This window comes from Pseudomonas mercuritolerans, assembly GCF_025706525.1.
In the GTDB taxonomy this organism is placed as follows: Bacteria; Pseudomonadota; Gammaproteobacteria; order Pseudomonadales; family Pseudomonadaceae; genus Aquipseudomonas; species Aquipseudomonas mercuritolerans.
The window spans coordinates 359,195-378,740 of sequence record NZ_JAMSHA010000005.1; the positions used below are offsets into that span (position 1 = coordinate 359,195).

Annotated in this window: 16 protein-coding genes; 6 read left to right on the top strand and 10 right to left on the bottom strand. The window is 59.0% G+C overall.

Features of this window, described 5'->3' with window-relative positions:
• Nucleotides 1–38: 38 nt before the first annotated feature.
• From bamA to rpsB, 9 genes are all read right to left on the bottom strand, one after another.
• Complete coding sequence (bamA, locus tag ND528_RS16530) at nucleotides 39–2,414, bottom strand: outer membrane protein assembly factor BamA (RefSeq protein ID WP_263470727.1); 2,376 nt, start codon at nucleotides 2,412–2,414, stop codon at nucleotides 39–41.
• 74 nt (nucleotides 2,415–2,488) lie between these two features.
• Nucleotides 2,489–3,841 (bottom strand): sigma E protease regulator RseP, encoded by a 1,353-nt coding sequence (rseP, locus tag ND528_RS16535; protein ID WP_130912757.1) that lies wholly within the window; start codon nucleotides 3,839–3,841, stop codon nucleotides 2,489–2,491.
• 55 nt (nucleotides 3,842–3,896) lie between these two features.
• Nucleotides 3,897–5,087 (bottom strand): 1-deoxy-D-xylulose-5-phosphate reductoisomerase, encoded by a 1,191-nt coding sequence (gene ispC / locus ND528_RS16540; RefSeq protein WP_263470728.1) that lies wholly within the window; start codon nucleotides 5,085–5,087, stop codon nucleotides 3,897–3,899.
• Entirely contained in the window at nucleotides 5,084–5,890 is an 807-nt protein-coding gene (locus ND528_RS16545; RefSeq protein ID WP_016771474.1) for a phosphatidate cytidylyltransferase, read from the bottom strand. Before ND528_RS16545 ends, ispC begins: the two co-directional genes overlap by 4 nt.
• Nucleotides 5,890–6,645, bottom strand: a complete 756-nt coding sequence (gene uppS, locus ND528_RS16550; RefSeq protein ID WP_016771475.1) for a polyprenyl diphosphate synthase — start codon at nucleotides 6,643–6,645, stop codon at nucleotides 5,890–5,892. The genes ND528_RS16545 and uppS overlap by 1 nt, the downstream gene beginning before the upstream one ends.
• Before the next feature lie 14 nt (nucleotides 6,646–6,659).
• Entirely contained in the window at nucleotides 6,660–7,217 is a 558-nt protein-coding gene (frr, locus tag ND528_RS16555) for a ribosome recycling factor (RefSeq protein WP_263470729.1), read from the bottom strand.
• Nucleotides 7,214–7,957 (bottom strand): UMP kinase, encoded by a 744-nt coding sequence (gene pyrH, locus ND528_RS16560; protein ID WP_003222124.1) that lies wholly within the window; start codon nucleotides 7,955–7,957, stop codon nucleotides 7,214–7,216. Before pyrH ends, frr begins: the two co-directional genes overlap by 4 nt.
• A gap of 210 nt (nucleotides 7,958–8,167) precedes the next feature.
• A complete protein-coding gene (gene tsf, locus ND528_RS16565) occupies nucleotides 8,168–9,031 on the bottom strand; it encodes a translation elongation factor Ts (RefSeq protein ID WP_016771476.1) in 864 nt (287 codons plus the stop codon).
• Between the two features lie 191 nt (nucleotides 9,032–9,222).
• Nucleotides 9,223–9,960 carry a 30S ribosomal protein S2 gene (rpsB, locus tag ND528_RS16570; RefSeq protein ID WP_003222119.1) on the bottom strand — a complete coding sequence of 246 codons (738 nt, stop codon included), beginning with the start codon at nucleotides 9,958–9,960 and terminating at the stop codon, nucleotides 9,223–9,225.
• 373 nt (nucleotides 9,961–10,333) lie between these two features.
• Between rpsB and map the strand changes: the two genes are divergently transcribed.
• The 4 genes from map to ND528_RS16590 all read left to right on the top strand — a co-directional run bounded on the left by map (nucleotide 10,334) and on the right by ND528_RS16590 (nucleotide 16,168).
• Complete coding sequence (map, locus tag ND528_RS16575) at nucleotides 10,334–11,116, top strand: type I methionyl aminopeptidase (protein WP_042606978.1); 783 nt, start codon at nucleotides 10,334–10,336, stop codon at nucleotides 11,114–11,116.
• Between the two features lie 40 nt (nucleotides 11,117–11,156).
• Entirely contained in the window at nucleotides 11,157–13,859 is a 2,703-nt protein-coding gene (locus ND528_RS16580) for a [protein-PII] uridylyltransferase (protein WP_016771478.1), read from the top strand.
• 222 nt (nucleotides 13,860–14,081) lie between these two features.
• The gene (gene dapC, locus ND528_RS16585; protein ID WP_263470730.1) at nucleotides 14,082–15,281 is read left to right on the top strand and encodes a succinyldiaminopimelate transaminase; all 1,200 of its coding nucleotides are present in this window, start codon (nucleotides 14,082–14,084) and stop codon (nucleotides 15,279–15,281) included.
• Nucleotides 15,282–15,475: 194 nt separating this feature from the next.
• Nucleotides 15,476–16,168: a M12 family metallopeptidase gene (locus ND528_RS16590; RefSeq protein ID WP_263470731.1), complete on the top strand. Its 693-nt coding sequence runs from the start codon at nucleotides 15,476–15,478 to the stop codon at nucleotides 16,166–16,168.
• On the opposite strand, the gene ND528_RS16595 is transcribed toward ND528_RS16590, so the two are convergent.
• Complete coding sequence (locus ND528_RS16595; RefSeq protein WP_263470732.1) at nucleotides 16,161–17,792, bottom strand: Na+/H+ antiporter; 1,632 nt, start codon at nucleotides 17,790–17,792, stop codon at nucleotides 16,161–16,163. The genes ND528_RS16590 and ND528_RS16595 overlap by 8 nt on opposite strands.
• Before the next feature lie 292 nt (nucleotides 17,793–18,084).
• On the opposite strand from ND528_RS16595, the gene ND528_RS16605 reads away from it, so the two are divergent.
• Both ND528_RS16605 and dapD read left to right on the top strand, forming a co-directional pair.
• The gene (locus ND528_RS16605; protein WP_038860603.1) at nucleotides 18,085–18,447 is read left to right on the top strand and encodes an ArsC family reductase; all 363 of its coding nucleotides are present in this window, start codon (nucleotides 18,085–18,087) and stop codon (nucleotides 18,445–18,447) included.
• Nucleotides 18,448–18,478: 31 nt separating this feature from the next.
• Nucleotides 18,479–19,513 carry a 2,3,4,5-tetrahydropyridine-2,6-dicarboxylate N-succinyltransferase gene (gene dapD, locus ND528_RS16610; protein WP_003222105.1) on the top strand — a complete coding sequence of 345 codons (1,035 nt, stop codon included), beginning with the start codon at nucleotides 18,479–18,481 and terminating at the stop codon, nucleotides 19,511–19,513.
• Nucleotides 19,514–19,546 lie beyond the last annotated feature (33 nt).

The window sequence follows — 19,546 nt, forward strand, 5'->3', positions numbered from 1 at the left end:
TCCTACAAAATCCATTGTCGTTATCTTGGGTCAGACGCTTAGAACGTCTGGCCGAGGGAGAATTGGAACACTTGAGTTTCAGCGTCATCCGGTTTCTTGATCGGCATCGCCAGCGCGAAGCTCAACGGCCCCAGTGCGGTGACCCAGGTCACGCCGACACCGACGGAACTGGCCATGTTGCTCAGGCTGATGTCGTTGCACTTGGTGTTGGACGAGGAACCGTTCGCGTTCGTAGTGTCCTTGCACTGCGAGTCAAACACGTTACCGACATCCCAGAAAACCGAAGTCCGCAGGGAACGCTGATCCTTGACGAATGGCAGCGGGAACAGAACTTCTACACCGCCCTGGATCAGGACGTTACCACCGAACGGCAGTGGATCCTGGTCAGGGTCGGCGATAGTGCCCGGGTTGGTGCCACGGCTCGGCGTACTGCGCGGGCCGAGGGTGCTGTCCTTGAAGCCACGAACCGAGTTGAAACCACCGGCATAGTAGTTTTCATAGAACGGCAAACCATCGGTCGAACCGTAACCATCGCCATAACCGAGTTCGGAGTGCAGGCGCAGGGTGTAGTTTTCAGTGATTGGCTGAAACAGCTGACCACGGTAGTCGAGCTTGAAGAACGACAGGTCGCTGCCAGGAATGGTGGTTTCCAGGGTCAGACTCTGGGAACGACCACGGGTCGGCAACACGCCTTTGTTCAGGGTCGACTCGGACCAACCGGCCGAGGCCTTGAAGTTCAGGTAGTTGTCGCCTTCCTTGTCGACGAAATCGAAAATCTCGTCAACGGTATAGCGACCGGTGTTGATCTTGTCCTGCTGGGCAGACAGACCGAAGGTCAGACGCGATGTTTCGCTAATCGGGTAGCCAACGTTGACGCCAGCGCCCAGGCTGTCGACGGCGTAGCTCGAGATATCGGCATCGAGCTCATCGTAGTCAGTGGTGCGATAGAACGCGTTGTAACCCAGGCTCACGCCATCGGCGGTCCAGTAGGGGTCAACGTAGCCGAAGTTGTAGCGGCTCTGGTATTCGCTGCGGGTCAGACCGATGCTGACGCGGTTACCGGTACCGAGGAAGTTGTTCTGGGTGATCGAGCCACCGAGGATCAGGCCGGCACTCTGAGCGAAACCAACGCTGGCAGTGATCGAACCGGAAGCCTGCTCTTCAACCGCATAGTTCACATCAACCTGGTCGTCGACACCCGGCACAGCCGGAGTCTCAACGTTGACTTCCTTGAAGAAGCCCAGACGCTCCAGACGGGTCTTGGACTGGTCGATCAGGTAGGTCGAAGCCCAGCCGCCTTCCATCTGACGCATTTCACGACGCAGCACTTCGTCCTCGGACTTGGTGTTGCCACGGAAGTTGATGCGGTTGACGTAGGCACGCTTGCCTGGATCGACAGCGAACAGGATGTCCACAGTGTGGTCGTCGTCATGCGGCTGAGGCACGCCGTTGACGTTGGCGAAGGTATAGCCCTCGTTACCCAGGCGGCGGGTGATCAGTTCGGAGGTGGTGGTCATCAGCTTGCGCGAGAACACCTGGCCTTTCTGCACCAGCAACAGCGACTTGACCTGGTCTTCAGGGACTTTCAGGTCACCGCTGAGCTTGACGTCACGGACGGTGTACTTCTCGCCTTCGGTGACGTTGACGGTGATGTAGACGTGCTTCTTGTCCGGGGTAATCGATACCTGGGTCGAAGCGATGTCCATGTTGATATAGCCGCGATCCAGATAGTAGGAACGCAGACGCTCCAGGTCACCGGAGAGTTTTTCGCGGGCATATTTGTCATCGTTCTTGAAGAACGACAGCCAGTTGGTGGTTTTCAGTTCGAACAGGTCAGTCAGGTCTTCCTCAGGGAAAACCGTATTGCCTACCACGTTGATGTGCTGGATTGCGGCAACGGTGCCTTCGTTGATCTTCACCTTCAGACCCACGCGGTTACGCGGCTGCGAAACCACTTCGGTATCGACGGTAGCGGAGTAACGACCCTGGGCCACGTACTGACGCTGCAGTTCGTTACGCACACCCTCAAGGGTAGCGCGCTGGAAGATTTCGCCTTCGGCCAGACCGGATTGCTTGAGGCCTTTCATCAAGTCTTCAGTGGAAATCGCCTTGTTGCCTTCGATTTCGATACTGGCGACCGATGGACGCTCGACCACGGTGATGACCAGAACGTTGCCTTCGCGGCCCAGCTGGATATCTTGAAAGAAACCGGTTTTGAACAACGCACGAGTGGATTCCACCAGGCGACGATCATCCGCCTGCTCGCCGACGTTCAACGGCAAGGCACCAAAGACGCTACCCGCGGAGACCCGCTGGAGGCCATTGACGCGAATATCAGAGATAGTGAAGGACTCGGCGTGAACTTCGGCGATCATCAATACGGTGAGAACCGCAGTTAGCAGCAGACGTTTCATGAAGTCCTTTCTTATTCCAACTGGCAATAAACAAACTGCCGCAAAATGCGGCAGATTCGCAATTCAGCGAAGCGTTACAGTCGACCCAGATCGTTGACCAGAGCAAGCAACATCACCCCGACCACCAAACTGATACCGATCTGTATCCCCCAACCTTGCACCCGATCCGACAAGGGGCGACCACGCACCCACTCGATCAGATAAAACAACAAATGCCCCCCATCCAGTACAGGAATGGGCAGCAAATTCAGAACCCCCAGGCTAATACTCAGATAAGCAAGGAAATTCAGGAAATCAGCGACGCCCGACTGGGCAGAAGCGCCCGCCACTTTAGCAATGGTTATCGGTCCACTCAAGTTTTTTACCGAGAGCTCGCCGAACAGCATTTTCTTCAGTGAATCCAGCGTCAGGATGCTCATGGTCCAAGTGCGACGGGCGCCCTCGCCAATCGCGGCCAGCGGACCATAACTGACCTCGCGGATCATTTCCGGCGGCCAGTCGATGGCTTTGACGCCAGCGCCCAGATAACCGCTCGGCGCTTTGCTTTCACCGCGCGCTGCGAGGGTCACAGGGACGTCGATTTGAGCATTGTCGCGCTCGATGCGCAGCATGATTTTGGTATCAGGACGCGTACGAACGGTATCGACCACCTGCTGCCAGTCATCGAGTGGCTTGCCATCAAGGGCCAGCAAACGATCACCGGTTTTCAGGCCTGCCGCTTGCGCGGGGCCTTTCGGATCGAGCTCGGCAAGCACCGGCGGCAGGGCCGGGCGCCACGGACGAATCCCCAGCGAGCGAATCGGATCCGGCTCGTCGGCGCCTTTTAGCCAGTTATCCAGTGCCAGCGTGCGCGGCGACTCAGCGGTCGAACCCTGCTCGCGCACCAGCAATTGAATGGCACCGCTTTCACCGAGACGACGCACCAGTTGCAGATTGACCGCAGCCCAACCCGAGGTCGGCTCGCCATCGATCGAAACAATCTCCTGGCCAGCGTTCAGACCTGCCTTGGCGGCAATGCTGCCAGACTCGACCGCGCCGATGACCGGACGCACCTGCTCGCTGCCGAGCATCGCCAGCACCCAGAAGAACACCAGCGCCAGCAGAAAGTTGGCAATCGGGCCAGCGGCAACAATGGCGATACGCTGACGTACCGATTTGCGGTTGAACGATTGATCGAGCTGATCGACCGGCACTTCGCCTTCGCGCTCGTCGAGCATCTTGACGTAGCCGCCCAGAGGAATCGCGGCGACCACGAATTCAGTGCCTTGCTTGTCGTGCCAGCGCAGCAACGGCATGCCAAAGCCCACGGAAAACCGCAGAACCTTGACGCCACAGCGACGCGCGACCCAGAAATGGCCGAATTCGTGGAAGGTGACCAGCACACCCAGGGCGATCAGGGTGCCGGCAATCATATAGAGCGCGCTCATCTACTTTCTCCGCAATCCTGTTCAGTGTCGCGTGTCGCCGTTGCGTTACAAAAATCTATCGGCCGTGCCGACTCAACCACTGCTCAGCCAGCAATCGCGCTTTGGCGTCCGCCGTAAACACGGCATCCAGATCGTTAAGCGCCACCACCGGCTCCAGATTCAAGACTTCCTCGATGATACTCGCGATTTCCAGGTAGCGAACCCGTCCGTCGAGAAACGCAGCCACGGCCACTTCATTGGCCGCGTTGAGCATCGCCGGCGCGCTGTCGCCGGCGTCGGCCGCCTGACGGGCCAAACGCAGGCAGGGGAAGCGGCTTTCATCGGGCGCTTCGAAATCCAGTCGCGCAATGGCAAACAGATCCAGTGGCGGTACGCCGGAATCGATGCGCTCCGGCCAGGCCAGGGCGTTGGCGATCGGTGTGCGCATATCCGGGTTACCCAATTGCGCCAGCACCGAGCCATCCACATAGTCGACCAGAGAATGAATCACGCTCTGCGGATGGATTACCACTTCGACCTGAGCCGGTTTGGCATCGAACAGCCAGCAGGCTTCGATCAGCTCCAGGCCCTTGTTCATCATGCTTGCCGAATCCACGGATATCTTGCGCCCCATGGACCAGTTCGGATGCGCACAGGCCTGTTCAGGCGAAACATGCGCCAGCTCGGCCATCGGCGTCTGCCGGAAAGGCCCGCCAGAGGCGGTCAGCAATATCCGCCGCACGCCCACCGAGCTCAAGCCGCGCGCGAAATCTGCGGGCATGCACTGAAAAATCGCGTTGTGCTCGCTGTCGATCGGCAGCAGTACCGAGCCACTTTTGCGCACGGCCTGCATGAACAGAGCGCCGGACATCACCAGCGCCTCCTTGTTGGCCAGGAGAATTTTCTTGCCCGCCTCGACCGCCGCCAGTGTCGGACGCAGCCCGGCCGCACCGACAATGGCCGCCATGACCGCATCGACCTCTGGCGCGGACGCAACCTGACACAGGCCCTCCTCGCCTACCAGGACGCGAGTCGGCAAACCGGCTGCACGCAAGTCGTCCTGCAAACCGCGCGCCGCAGCACCTTCAGGCACCACGGCAAATTGCGGCACATGACGCACGCACAGCGCGAGCAGTTCGCTGAGACGCGAGAAGCCACTCAATGCAAAAACCTGATAACGCTCAGGATGACGGGCAATCACATCCAGAGTGCTCAGACCGATCGAACCGGTCGCACCCAACACCGTAATCTGCTGGGGACGACTCACGGCGCGGCCATCCAGAGCAATACGGCGAACACCGGAATGGCTGCGGTCAGACTGTCGATGCGATCCAGCACGCCACCATGCCCGGGCAGCAGATTACTGCTGTCCTTGATGCCGGATTGGCGCTTGAACATGCTTTCGGTAAGGTCACCGACCACGGAAATGAAGACGATCACTGCAGCACCGATCAGGCCTTTGAGCAGCTCGGCCACGGTCCAGTCGCGCACCAGCCCGACAATTGCGGTAATCACCAGACTCAGCGCCAGACCACCGTAGACGCCTTCCCAGCTCTTGCCCGGGCTTACCTGCGGCGCAAGTTTGCGCTTGCCGAACTTGCGTCCGGAGAAGTAAGCACCGATGTCCGCCCCCCAGACCAGCACCATCACCGCCATGATCAACCAGTTACCCAGCGGATATTGCTTGATCTGCACCAACCCCTGCCATGCAGGCAGCAGGATCAGCAGACCAATCAGCAGCTTGGTCGCCGCGGTGGACCAATGCGCGCTGGAGCGTGGATACGTCAGCACCAGATAAGTCGCAATCGCCCACCAGATCACCGATGCACCGAGCACCCAAGGCGCAAGGCCCGGCAGCACGTACATGACGAACAGCATCAAGGCGACCACCGCGGCAAAGCCGACGCGGAACGATTGTGCGGTAAAGCCGGCCAGACGCGCCCATTCCCAGGCACCGAGGCTCACCACCAGGCCAATGAACAGCGCGAAGCCGGCACCTTTGAGCAGGAAAAACCCGCACAAGGCAATCGGCAGCAGGATCAGTGCAGTGATGATTCGTTGTTTAAGCATTAAACCCGGGCTCCAGCTTCGACCTGTTCGCTCGTTTTACCGAAGCGACGCTGGCGTGAAGCGAAATCGGCCAGCGCCGTGCGCATGGCGTCGTGTTTGAAGTCCGGCCAGAACAGGTCGGAGAAGTACAACTCGGCGTAGGCCAGTTGCCATAGCAGGAAGTTGCTGATGCGATGTTCGCCACCGGTGCGGATGCACAGGTCGGGCAACGGCAGATCGCCGGTGGCCAGACAGGTCTGCAGCAAATCCGGGGTGATGTCCTCCGGGCGCAAATGCCCAGCCTGAACTTCACGCGCCAGGCGCTGTGCGGCCTGGGCAATATCCCACTGGCCCCCGTAATTGGCGGCGATCTGCAGGACAAAGCGGTTGGCACCGACGGTCATGGCCTCGGCCTCGCGCATCGCCGCCTGAAGCTCAGGGTGGAAACGCGAGCGATCACCAATGATACGCAGGCTGATGTTGTTGTCGTTGAGGCGCTTGGCCTCACGACGCAGTGCCTTGAAGAACAGATCCATCAAGGCGCTGACTTCATCGGCCGGGCGCTGCCAGTTTTCACTGGAGAAGGCGAACAGGGTCAGGACTTCGACCTTGGCCTCAGCGCACACCTCGATCACCGCCCGCACAGCATCCACGCCCGCTTTATGCCCGGCGACACCCGGCATAAAGCGTTTTTTCGCCCAGCGATTATTGCCATCCATGATGATCGCGACATGGCGCGGCACCGCGGACGGCGCAGTCTGCTTGGTCTTGTCCATTTAAAACTCGACCCTTATACGGCCATCAGGTCTTTTTCTTTCTCGTCCGTGGCCTTGGTGATCTGGGCCTCGGATTCTTTGGTCAGCTTGTCGATATCAGCGATGGCGCGACGCTCTTCGTCTTCGCTGATCTCCTTGTCCTTGACCAGTTTTTTCAGCTCACCCAAGGCATCACGACGAATGTTGCGCACAGCAACGCGCGCGTCTTCAGCTGCGCTGCGGGCCTGCTTGGTGAAGCCCTTGCGGGTTTCCTCGGTGAGGGCCGGCATCGGGATCAACAGCAACTCGCCGAGGTTGGTCGGATTGAGGTTCAGACCGGCGCTCTGGATTGCCTTGTCGACAGCCGCGAGCATGTTGCGCTCGAACGCCACGACCTGCAGGGTGCGAGAGTCCTTTACGGTGACGTTGGCAACGCCGCTCAGCGGAGTGTCGGTACCGTAGTAAGGCACCATGACGCTGCCGAGGATGCTCGGGTGAGCCTTGCCGGTACGGATCTGGCCGAACGCGTGGTTCAGAGAGTCCAGGGATTTCTGCATGCGCTCTTTAGCGTCTTTCTTGATTTCGTTGATCATTGTTGGCCTTCCTCGATCAAAGTCCCTTCAGCGCCGCCGTGCACAATGTTCAGCAGGGCGCCGGGCTTGTTCATGTTGAAAACGCGCAGCGGCATCTTGTGATCGCGGCACAGGCAGATAGCAGTCAGATCCATTACGCCCAGCTTGCGATCCAGTACTTCATCATAAGTCAGATGATCGAACTTCTCGGCATGCGGGTCCTTGAACGGGTCTGCGGTGTAGACGCCATCAACCTTGGTGGCCTTGAGCACAACGTCAGCGTCGATTTCGATTGCACGCAGGCAGGCTGCCGAATCCGTGGTGAAGAACGGATTGCCGGTACCGGCCGCGAAGATCACGACGTCCTTGGAGTTCAGGTGGCGCATGGCTTTGCGGCGATCGTAGTGATCGGTCACACCAACCATGGAAATGGCCGACATGACGATGGCCGAGATATTGGCACGTTCCAGCGCATCGCGCATGGCCAGGGCGTTCATCACAGTGGCCAGCATGCCCATGTGGTCGCCCGTGACCCGATCCATACCAGCCTTGCTCAGGGCTTCGCCACGGAACAGGTTGCCACCGCCGATCACCAGACCGACCTGGACGCCGATGCCGACCAGTTGGCCGACTTCCAGCGCCATGCGATCCAATACCTTAGGATCGATCCCGAACTCTTCCGAGCCCATCAGGGCCTCGCCGCTAAGCTTGAGTAGAATGCGTTTATAGCGAGCCTGATAACCACTGCCCTGCTGAGCCATTGCGAATCTCTCCTGCGGCGTATTTAAAATTCTTTGCGAGCTGTTTACAGCTGGCGTTCACTCTAGCTTGGCGCTGCTGCAGCGCCATCGGAACATGGCTTTGTAAGTCAGTTCCGGTTGGAAACCAAATAAAAAATTGGTAACCCCATCTGAAAAGAGGCTGCGCGCGTGAGCGGGCAGCCTCTTTCGGGCGACAGTTGAAAAACCGTCTTATTGCTTGGCGGCAGCCAGCTGGGCAGCAACTTCTTCAGCGAAGTTGTCGACCGGCTTCTCGATGCCTTCGCCTACTTTGAAGTAAGTGAAGGAAACGATTTCAGCGCCGGCTTTCTTGGCCAGTTCGCCAACCTTGACTTCAGGGTTCTTGACGAACGCCTGCTCGACCAGGCTCGCTTCTGCCAGGAACTTGCTGATACGGCCCTTGACCATGTTCTCAACAATGTTTTCTGGCTTGCCTTTGATCTTTTCTTCGTTCAGCTGCAGGAACACAGCTTTCTCACGCTCGATCGCTTCGTCGGAGACTTGCGAAGGCAGCAGGAACTCAGGGTTGCTTGCAGCAACGTGCATAGCGATGTCTTTGGCCAGCTCGACGTCACCGCCTTTCAGGACAACAGCAACACCGATCTTGTTACCGTGCAGGTAGGTGCCGACAACGTCACCCTCTACGCGTACCAGACGACGGATGTTGACGTTCTCGCCGACTTTGGCAACCAGGGCTTCACGAGCCGATTCCTGAGCGGCGATCAGCGGAGCTGCGTCGGTCAGTTTTTCGTCGAAAGCTTTTTCTACGCTGGCAGCAACGAAGTTCTTGAAGTCGTCTTGCAGAGCCAGGAAGTCGGTCTGCGAGTTGACTTCCAGCAGTACGGCTGCCTTGTCATTCGATTTGATGGCGATTGCGCCTTCAGCGGCAACGTTGCCGGCTTTTTTCGCAGCCTTGATGGCGCCCGAAGCACGCATGTCATCAATGGCTTTTTCGATGTCGCCGTCAGCCTTTTCCAGGGCTTTCTTGCAATCCATCATGCCTTCGCCGGTACGCTCGCGCAGTTCTTTGACCAACGCTGCAGTAATTGCTGCCATTTTCAAATTCCTCTTGGATAGGTTTTCAACCATTCCACCCGATCGAACGGGCGTTCAATTCTTCCCGAACCACCCATGTTGGCTGCCGCACATGACAAATACAGACGTGGGCGCCGACAAATGGTTTTCGAGGTGGCAAAAAGGGGGCCAAGCCCCCTTTTTGCTTACTGAGTCAACGCCAGGGGCGTCGATTACTCAGCTGCAGCCTGAGTTTCTTCAGCTGCGAATTCAACAGTACCGCCAGCAACATTGTTGCGACCACGGATAACTGCGTCAGCCATCGAACCCATGTACAGCTGGATAGCGCGGATGGCGTCATCGTTGCCTGGGATGATGTAGTCAACGCCTTCCGGGCTGCTGTTGGTATCGACAACGCCGATGACCGGGATGCCCAGCTTGTTGGCTTCGGTGATCGCGATGCGCTCGTGGTCAACGTCGATCACGAACAGTGCGTCTGGCAGACCGCCCATGTCCTTGATGCCGCCCAGCGAACGATCCAGCTTCTCAAGATCACGGGAGCGCATCAGCGCTTCTTTCTTGGTCAGCTTGGCGAAAGTACCGTCTTCGGCTTGAACTTCAAGGTCACGCAGACGCTTGATGGAAGCACGAATGGTCTTGAAGTTGGTCAGCATGCCGCCCAACCAGCGGTGATCGACGTACGGCGAACCGCAACGTGCTGCTTCTTCAGCAACGATCTTGCCAGCGGAACGCTTGGTGCCGACGAACAGAATCTTGTTTTTGCCCTGGGCCAGACGCTCTACGAAAGTCAGAGCTTCGTTGAACATTGGCAGGGTTTTTTCAAGGTTGATGATGTGAATCTTGTTACGCGCGCCGAAAATGTACTTACCCATTTTCGGATTCCAGTAACGGGTTTGGTGACCGAAGTGCACACCGGCCTTCAGCATATCGCGCATGTTGACTTGGGACATGATAGTTCCTTGATAAGTCGGGTTTGGCCTCCACGTATCCCAATGACCAACCAGAGGCATAAAGCCCAAGGCACCCAGGTCATCGTGTCGACACGTGTGTGGATTTAAGCTTTTCGGGGCATCCCCGGAAAGCGGCGCATTTTATACCACAGGGTGCGCAGAAACGGAACCCGGAATCTGTATTCGCACCAGTGACATGGGCGCAGCCCCCTTGGAATCGGCTCGATGCGCACCATTGTATAGATAGAAGCTGGACATGCAGGCGCGGATTTGCGCCTCCCGTCTGGTAGAATCGCGTTTTTCAGGGTCGCAAAATGTACGCTTGCCACCCAATTCGTATCCGTAAGCGCCGCCGAGCGCAGAGAGAGCCTGTATGACCGTCAACCTCAAAACCCCCGAGGACATCGCTGGCATGCGTGTTGCCGGCAAACTGGCCGCCGATGTGTTGGAAATGATTGCCGAACATGTCAAACCGGGCGTGACCACTGATCAGCTCAACCAGATCTGCCACGACTACATCGTCAATGTGCAGGAAGCCATCCCTGCCCCGCTCAACTACAAGGGCTACCCGAAGTCGATCTGCACTTCGATCAACCATGTGGTCTGTCACGGCATCCCGAACGACAAACCGCTGAAAAACGGCGACACACTGAACATCGACGTCACGGTGATCAAAGACGGCTACCACGGCGATACCAGCCGCATGTTCCACGTCGGCGAAGTACCGGTCTGGGCCGAGCGCCTGTCGCAGGTCACCCAGGAATGCATGTACAAGGCGATCGAGATCGTCAAACCCGGCTGCCGCCTTGGCGACATCGGTGAAGTGATCCAGAAGCATGCAGAAAAGAATGGTTTCTCCGTGGTCCGCGAGTTCTGCGGCCACGGCATCGGCAAGGTCTTCCACGAAGAACCGCAGATCCTGCACTACGGTCGCGCTGGTACCGGCATGGAGCTGAAGGCTGGCATGACCTTCACCATCGAGCCGATGATCAACCAGGGCAAGGCCGACACCAAGGTTCTGGGCGACGGCTGGACCGCGATCACCAAGGACCGCAAGCTCTCGGCCCAGTGGGAACACACCCTGCTGGTCACCGACACCGGTTACGAGATCTTCACCTTGCGCAGCGATGACACCATCCCGCGCGTCTCGGCCTGATTCACAAAACGCTCCCAGCCTATAAAAGGAAAGCCAATCGATGCCGCAGGTGGATCCCGAACTCTTCGACCGCGGCCAGTTCCAGGCTGAACTGGCCCTCAAAGCGAGTCCTATCGCGGCGTTCAAGAAGGCGATCCGCCAGGCCCGCGAGGTCCTCGACACGCGTTTTCGCAATGGCCGCGACATCCGCCGCCTGATCGAGGACCGCGCCTGGTTTGTCGACAACATCCTGCAAAAGGCCTGGGAGCAGTTCAACTGGAGCGAAGACGCCGACATCGCTCTGGTGGCGGTAGGCGGCTACGGTCGTGGCGAGCTGCACCCCTATTCCGACATTGATCTGCTGATCCTGCTCGACAGTGCCGACCACGAAGTTTTCCGCGATTCCATCGAGCGTTTTCTGACGCTGTTGTGGGACATCGGTCTGGAAGTCGGCCAGAGCGTGCGCTCGGTCGACGAATGCGCAGAAGAGGCCCGCGCCGACCTGACTGTGGTCACCAATCTGATGGAAAGCCGCACCATCTGCGGCCCCGAGCGTCTGCGCCAGCGAATGCTCGACGTCACCAGCACCGCGCACATGTGGCCGGCCAAGGAGTTCTTCCTCGCCAAGCGTGCGGAACAGAAAGCACGTCACCACAAATACAACGACACCGAGTACAACCTCGAACCGAACGTCAAAGGTTCGCCCGGCGGCCTGCGCGATATTCAGACCATTTTGTGGGTGGCCCGCCGTCAGTACGGCACCCTGAACCTGCGCGCCCTCGCTGGCGAAGGCTTTCTGGTCGAGAGCGAAAACGCCCTGCTCGCCTCCTCCCAGGAATTCCTGTGGAAAGTGCGCTACGCCCTGCACATGCTCGCCGGTCGTTCCGAAGACCGCTTGCTGTTCGATCACCAGCGCACCATTGCCGGCCTGCTCGGCTTTGAAGGAGACGACGCCAAACAGGCGGTCGAAAACTTCATGCAGCAATACTTCCGCACGGTGATGAGCATCGCCCAGTTGAGCGATCTGATCATCCAGCACTTCGAGGAAGTCATCCTCGCCCCGGAAGACGAAGCGCCGCCGCAACCGATCAATTCGCGCTTCCAGTTGCATGACGGTTACATCGAAGCGCGCAATGACAACGTGTTCCGCCGCACGCCGTTCGCCATGCTGGAAATTTTCGTGCTGATGGCCCAGCAGCCGGAAATCAAAGGCGTGCGCGCCGACACCATTCGTTTGCTGCGCGAGCATCGGCACCTGATCGATGACAACTTCCGTAACGACATCCGCAACACCAGCCTGTTCATCGAGCTGTTCAAGTGCAAGATCGGCATTCATCGCAATCTGCGGCGGATGAACCGCTACGGCATTCTCGGGCGTTATCTGCCGGAGTTCGGTTTTATCGTCGGGCAGATGCAGCACGACCTGTTCCACATCTATACAGTCGATGCGCACACGCTGAACTTGATCAAGCACCTGCGCAAACTGCAGTACACCCAGGTCTCGGAGAAATTTCCGCTGGCCGCCAAGCTCATGGCCAAGCTGCCCAAGCCTGAACTGATCTACATGGCCGGTCTGTATCACGACATCGGCAAGGGCCGGCACGGCGATCACTCGGAGATCGGCGCGGTCGATGCCGAGGCGTTCTGCCAGCGCCATCAGTTGCCGGTGTGGGACAGCCGCCTGATCGTCTGGCTGGTGCAGAACCATCTGGTGATGTCCACCACTGCGCAGCGCAAGGATCTGTCCGACCCGCAGGTGATCCACGATTTTGCTCAGGCGGTCGGCGATGAGACGCGCCTCGACTACCTCTATGTGCTGACCGTGGCCGATATCAACGCGACCAACCCGACATTGTGGAACTCATGGCGCGCCAGCCTGCTGCGCCAGCTCTATACCGAGACCAAGCGCGCCCTGCGCCGCGGTCTGGAAAACCCGGTGGATCGCGAAGAACAGATTCGCCAGACTCAGAGTGCGGCGCTGGACATTCTGGTGCGCGGCGGCACCGACCCGGACGATGTCGAGCAACTGTGGGCGCAATTGGGCGATGACTATTTCCTGCGCCACACCGCCGGCGATGTAGCCTGGCACAGCGACGCGATCCTGCAGCAACCAGTCGATGGCGGGCCGCTGGTGCTGATCAAGGAAACCACCCAGCGCGAGTTCGAAGGCGGCACGCAGATCTTCATTTATGCACCGGACCAGCATGATTTCTTCGCCGTGACCGTGGCGGCGATGGACCAGCTCAACCTGAACATTCACGACGCCCGGGTCATCACCTCCAGCAGCCAGTTCACCCTCGACACCTACATCGTGCTCGACAACGAAGGCGAGTCGATCGGCGACAACCCGGCGCGGATCAAGCAGATCCGCGAAGGCCTGACCGAGGCACTGCGCAACCCGGACGACTACCCAACGATCATCCAGCGCCGTGTGCCGCGCCAGCTCAAGCACTTCGCCTTCGCCCCGCAAGTAACGATCCACAACGACGCCCAGCGTCCGGTGACCGTGCTGGAACTGACGGCGCCTGACCGGCCGGGCCTGCTGGCGCGGGTCGGGGGGATTTTCCTCGAGTTCGATCTGTCGCTGCAGAACGCCAAGATTGCGACCCTGGGCGAGCGCGTGGAAGACGTGTTCTTCATCACCGACGCGCACAACCAGCCGTTGTCTGATCCGCTGCTGTGCAGCCGTCTGCAGGATGCGATCGTCGAACAGCTGAGCGTCAATCAGGAACCGGACATCAAACTTTCGCGGATCAGTATCTGAATCACCCGTTTATCCCTGTGAATGCAGCCCATGCTTTCCTCCGGTACATACAATCCCCTGTGGCGAGGGGATTTATCCCCGTTCGGCTGCGAAGCAGTCGTAAAACCTGTGTATGCGGACATTCAGTTGAACCGCAGTGAATGGTTTTGGGGCCGCTTCGCAGCCCAACGGGGATAAATCCCCTCGCCACAGAAAGCTCTTGAGCATTTAAAAGAGGCCCCCATGAACAACGCTCTGAACCAGCTCCAGCCGTACCCGTTCGAAAAGCTCCGCGCCCTGCTCGGCAGCGTTACGCCGAACCCGGACAAACGCCCGATCGCCCTGTCGATCGGCGAGCCGAAACACCGTTCGCCGAGTTTTGTCGCCGAAGCGCTGGCGAACAATCTGGATCAGATGGCGGTGTACCCGACCACCCTCGGCATCCCGGCCCTGCGCGAAGCGATCGCCGGCTGGTGCGAGCGGCGCTTCGGTGTGCCGGACGGCTGGATCGATCCGGCGCGCAATGTGCTGCCGGTCAACGGCACCCGTGAAGCGCTGTTCGCCTTCACCCAGACCGTGGTCAACCGTGGCGACGATGCGCTGGTGGTCAGCCCCAACCCGTTCTATCAGATCTACGAAGGCGCGGCGTTTCTCGCCGGGGCCAAGCCGCATTACCTGCCATGCCTGGATGAAAACGGCTTCAACCCGGACTTCGACGCAGTAGCGCCGGAGATCTGGCAGCGCTGCCAGATTCTGTTCCTGTGCTCGCCGGGCAACCCGACCGGCGCGCTGATTCCGGTCGAGACCCTGAAGAAGCTGATCGCCCTGGCTGATCAGTACGACTTCGTCATTGCCGCCGACGAGTGCTACAGCGAACTGTACTTCGACGAGCAAACTCCACCGCCGGGCCTGCTCAGCGCCTGCGTCGAACTGGGCCGCAATGACTTCAAGCGCTGCGTGGTCTTTCACAGCCTGTCCAAGCGCTCCAACCTGCCGGGCCTGCGTTCAGGCTTCGTTGCCGGTGATGCCGACATCCTCAAGGGCTTCCTGCTCTATCGCACCTACCACGGCTGCGCGATGCCAGTCCAAACCCAACTGGCCAGCGTTGCCGCGTGGAATGACGAAGTGCATGTGCGCGCCAACCGCGCACTGTATCGCGAGAAGTTCGATGCGGTGCTGAACATCCTCAGCCCGGTCATGGACGTACAGCGTCCGGACGGCAGTTTCTATCTTTGGCCGAACGTGAAGGGTGACGACGCGGCGTTCTGCCGTGATCTGTTCGAACAGGAACACGTGACCGTGGTGCCGGGCTCGTATCTGTCTCGCGATGTCGATGGCGTCAATCCTGGCGCCGGGCGTGTGCGCATGGCGCTGGTTGCGCCGTTGGCGGAATGCGTCGAAGCCGCCGAACGGATTCGCGATTTCATCACCCGTCAACAATAAGTAATATCGGCCCGCGCCAGGCAATCTGGCGCGCGGCTTGATCACTGCGATACATATCAAAGCAATTAACGACTTCCAACCCGCCTTTACCAAAGATAGTCTTCTGGCTCAGTTACTGTCGCTTTTATCGATTCAGAAAATAACCTGCAAACAGCACCCACAACCATCTCGTAAATCAATATGGATATTGATCCATGCACCACTACCCCTTCGTCAAAATGCGCAGTCGCAACTTCACCTCGGGAGAACGTCACAAGCGTGCCATCGCCTGCTCCAACCGCTTATGGAGCAACGCCAGCACGGTAACTTTTTCGTTCATGGAAGATTTACCCGATGAAGTTGCCTACCGGGTCGAACGCATAATTCGCCAATGGGAACCGGTTGTCAGCCTTACATTCGAACAGGTCGAACAAGGCCAAGGGCAAATCCGTATCACCCTGAACGGCGACGAGAACTGGTCGGCAATCGGCACCGAAGCCCTGGACCTCGGCCCCGAAGAACCCACGCTGGTCATACAGACCGCTTTGCAAGACCCGCAGTTTGAAGCCACGCTGCTGCATGAGTTCGGACATGCACTGGGATTTCATCATGCCCATCTGCATCCCGATGCGAATATTCCATGGAATATGGAAGCTGTTTATATGTACTTCAAGGAAACTCAGGGCTGGAATGATGATGAAATTGAAATGAACATATTCCGCATAAACAATTGCGAGAGTACTTTCAAAGGAGAATACGACAGTCTTTCAATCATGCATTACCCGGTACCGAATTTCTTGACCCATGGTAACTTCGAGATTGCCTTCAACATGAAACTCAGTGAACGGGACAAACGCCTCGCCAGGCAAAGTTATCCCGCCATTGATTATCGAGCGCAGATTATTTGACCTGGCCCAGGTTGGCCTCACTCAAGTCCAGATCGGCCAACACTTCCCTGAGCACATCATCACCAATCTGATGCTGCCGACTGAGGCTGTACAGTTCCAGGCGTTGCGCGCGCAGCGCTTTCAAGCGCAGGCGACGCTCAAGCAGATCCATCTGGAACGCCAAGGCCTGGGCTTCCGCTGAATCGTTGAACACGTCGAGTTGATGGCGATATTCGGACATGATCCGCGCCTTGAGCTCCGCTGCCAGCGCCGCTTGAGCGGCATCCTGTGGGACGACTTCTTCGGTTTCCAGCGAGTGAATGGCCGCCTCGGCAGTCTTGCGCCAGGCATCGCGCACTTCCTGACGACGCTTGTCGTCGGGACTTTTGTCGATGCCGCGCAGCAGCAACGGCAGCGCGATACAGGCCGAGACCAGCGACAGCAGAATCACCCCGGCAGCAATGAAGATCAGCAGGTCGCGCTCAGGAAAAGCCTCCGCGCCGATCAACATCGGCACTGACATCACGCCCGCCAGCGTCACCGCCCCACGTACGCCGCCCACCGTCAGCAACCAGCAGGAGCGCGCCGTCGGCACTTGCGTCAGCTCGCCCTTGCCGCGCAATCGGCGCAGCAACACCGACAAGCGCCAGATGCTTTGCACCCAGATGAACCGCAGCAGCACCAGCGCGACGAAAATCGCCAGCACATCGAGGCAGCGATAGAACAGCGTTGGCCACAAGGTGGGTTCGTGACTGACGACCGCTTTGATGATGTCGGGCAATTGCAGGCCGAGCAGCAGGAAGATCAAGCCATTGAAGGCAAATTCGAGCAGCGCCCAGACGCTGCGATTGAGCAGGCGGGTGCTGGTCTGGCGTGGCAGCAGATCGAGCCAGCTCTGCATCATCCCCGCCGCAACTGCGGAAAGAATACCCGAGGCGCCCAAACGTTCGGCCAGTACATAAGCGGCAAACGGCAGCAGCAACATGAACACCACATGCGTAGCTGGATCGTCCCAGCCACGGGCGATCATCCACGCGCGCAGGCGGCCGACCAGCCAGCTCAGCGCCACGCCGACCGCCAGACCACCGAGCGCCACCGCCACGAACGTCAGGCTGGCATTGGTCAGCGAGAACACGCCCGTCACCGCTGCAGCGAGAGCGAACTTGAAGGTCACCAGGCCTGAGGCATCGTTCATCAGCGCCTCGCCCTGGAGTATGTGCATCAGCGGCGTGGGGAGACGGTTCTGCGAAATCGCTGACACCGCCACGGCGTCCGTCGGCGACAGAACCGCTGCAAGGGCGAAGGCCACGGGCAGTGGAATCGTCGGCAGCAACCAATGAATGAAATAACCGGCACCGACTACGGTGAACAGAACAAGGCCGACGGCCAGGGTCAGGATCGGCCCGCGCAATTGCCAGAAGGCGCGTTTGGGCATGCGCCAACCATCGGAAAACAGCAGCGGCGGCAAGAACAGAAACAAAAACAATTCGGGATCGAGGGCAACGTGCAGGCCAAGCGTCGGCCAAGCGAGCAAGGCACCGGCGGCGATTTGCACCAGCGGCAACGGCAGCGGGATGACCCGCCCGACCAGGCGCGAGACGCTGACCAGCATCAGCAGGATCAGGACGGTGTAAGCAGTTTGCATAAAACCAGAATCTCAGGCGATCGACAGCATTGAACTGCCATATTAGCGCCTTAGGCTGTCGCTGACCGTTGCACCTATGTCGCACGGCCAGACGCCGGACTAAATGTGGGAGCGAGCTTGCTCGCGAATGCGGTGTGTCATTCAGCACAGAAATTGACTGACAGGCCCCCTTCGCGAGCAAGCTCGCTCCCACAGGTTTTACAGCGTTACGACAACCGTGGCCGACGAAACCGTCCGGTCATGGCATAATCCGTCACCATTTTTTTCCAGCACCTGTAAAGGGGGCGATTCCTTGGCCGTTTCAAGTAAAACGTTGCACCTTTTCGGCATCAAAGCCTGCGACACCATGAAAAAGGCGCGCACCTGGCTCGATGAACACGCTGTCAGCTATGACTTTCACGATTACAAGACCGCCGGCATTGACCGTGAGCACCTGACCCAATGGTGCGACGAGCACGGCTGGCAAACCGTGCTGAACCGCGCCGGCACGACCTTTCGCAAACTCGACGACGAACGCAAAGCCGATCTCGACCAGGCGAAAGCTATCGAACTGATGCTCGCACAACCCTCGATGATCAAGCGCCCGGTGCTCGATCTCGGTGACCGAACCCTGATTGGCTTCAAGCCAGATATCTACGCGGCCGCTCTGAAGTAAGCAGCCCGTCACTCTTTGTAGAGGTATTCACATGTCCAATTCCCTGTTCAGCATCGCCTTTGGTGTCGGCACCCAGAACCGTCAAGGCGCATGGCTGGAAGTGTTCTACGCCCAGCCACTGCTCAACCCTTCGGCCGAACTGGTCGCGGCTGTTGCGCCGATCCTCGGTTACACCGAAGGCAACCAGGCCATCACCTTCACCACCGCCCAGGCTGCGCAACTGGCTGAAGCCGTGAAAGGCATCGACGCCGTGCAAGGCAAGCTGCTGACCCGCCTGGCCGAAAGCCACAAGCCGCTGGTCGCCACTTTGCTGGCCGAAGATGCGCAACTGACCTCCACGCCTGAGGCCTACCTCAAGCTGCATCTGCTCTCGCACCGTCTGGTCAAGCCGCACGGCGTCAGCCTCGCCGGTATTTTCCCGCTGCTGCCGAACGTGGCGTGGACCAGCCAGGGCGCGATCGACCTGAGCGAACTGGCGGAAATGCAACTTGAAGCGCGTCTGCGCGGTGAGCTGCTGGAAGTGTTTTCGGTGGACAAGTTCCCGAAAATGACCGACTACGTGGTACCGGCCGGCGTGCGTATCGCTGATGCCGCGCGTCTGCGTCTGGGCGCTTATGTCGGCGAAGGCACCACCGTGATGCACGAAGGCTTCATCAACTTCAACGCCGGCACCGAAGGCCCGGGCATGATCGAAGGCCGCGTTTCCGCTGGCGTCTTCGTCGGCAAAGGTTCGGACCTGGGCGGCGGTTGCTCGACCATGGGCACCCTGTCGGGCGGCGGCAACATTGTGATCAAGGTCGGCGAAGGCTGCCTGATCGGCGCCAACGCCGGTATCGGCATTCCGCTGGGCGACCGCAACACTGTCGAGTCGGGCCTGTACGTGACCGCCGGTACCAAGGTTGCGCTGCTGGACGAGCACAACAATCTGGTCAAGGTTGTGAAGGCGCGCGAGCTGGCCGGTCAGACTGATCTGCTGTTCCGTCGCAATTCGGAAACCGGTGCTGTGGAGTGCAAGACCCACAAATCGGCGATCGAACTGAACGAAGCGCTGCACGCTCACAACTAAGCGCTGTAGGCCTGTGGGAGCGAGCCTGCTCGC

What these genes read in the sequence shown, in the direction of transcription:
- rpsB (WP_003222119.1), bottom strand. Translation starts at nt 9,960, where the DNA reads ATGTCCCAAGTCAACATGCGCGATATGCTGAAGGCCGGTGTGCACTTC.
- dapC (WP_263470730.1), top strand. Translation starts at nt 14,082, where the DNA reads ATGAACAACGCTCTGAACCAGCTCCAGCCGTACCCGTTCGAAAAGCTC.
- uppS (WP_016771475.1), bottom strand. Translation starts at nt 6,645, where the DNA reads ATGGACAAGACCAAGCAGACTGCGCCGTCCGCGGTGCCGCGCCATGTC.
- ND528_RS16580 (WP_016771478.1), top strand. Translation starts at nt 11,157, where the DNA reads ATGCCGCAGGTGGATCCCGAACTCTTCGACCGCGGCCAGTTCCAGGCT.
- bamA (WP_263470727.1), bottom strand. Translation starts at nt 2,414, where the DNA reads ATGAAACGTCTGCTGCTAACTGCGGTTCTCACCGTATTGATGATCGCC.
- pyrH (WP_003222124.1), bottom strand. Translation starts at nt 7,957, where the DNA reads ATGGCTCAGCAGGGCAGTGGTTATCAGGCTCGCTATAAACGCATTCTA.
- rseP (WP_130912757.1), bottom strand. Translation starts at nt 3,841, where the DNA reads ATGAGCGCGCTCTATATGATTGCCGGCACCCTGATCGCCCTGGGTGTG.
- ND528_RS16590 (WP_263470731.1), top strand. Translation starts at nt 15,476, where the DNA reads ATGCACCACTACCCCTTCGTCAAAATGCGCAGTCGCAACTTCACCTCG.
- frr (WP_263470729.1), bottom strand. Translation starts at nt 7,217, where the DNA reads ATGATCAACGAAATCAAGAAAGACGCTAAAGAGCGCATGCAGAAATCC.
- ND528_RS16545 (WP_016771474.1), bottom strand. Translation starts at nt 5,890, where the DNA reads ATGCTTAAACAACGAATCATCACTGCACTGATCCTGCTGCCGATTGCC.
- tsf (WP_016771476.1), bottom strand. Translation starts at nt 9,031, where the DNA reads ATGGCAGCAATTACTGCAGCGTTGGTCAAAGAACTGCGCGAGCGTACC.
- dapD (WP_003222105.1), top strand. Translation starts at nt 18,479, where the DNA reads ATGTCCAATTCCCTGTTCAGCATCGCCTTTGGTGTCGGCACCCAGAAC.
- map (WP_042606978.1), top strand. Translation starts at nt 10,334, where the DNA reads ATGACCGTCAACCTCAAAACCCCCGAGGACATCGCTGGCATGCGTGTT.
- ND528_RS16595 (WP_263470732.1), bottom strand. Translation starts at nt 17,792, where the DNA reads ATGCAAACTGCTTACACCGTCCTGATCCTGCTGATGCTGGTCAGCGTC.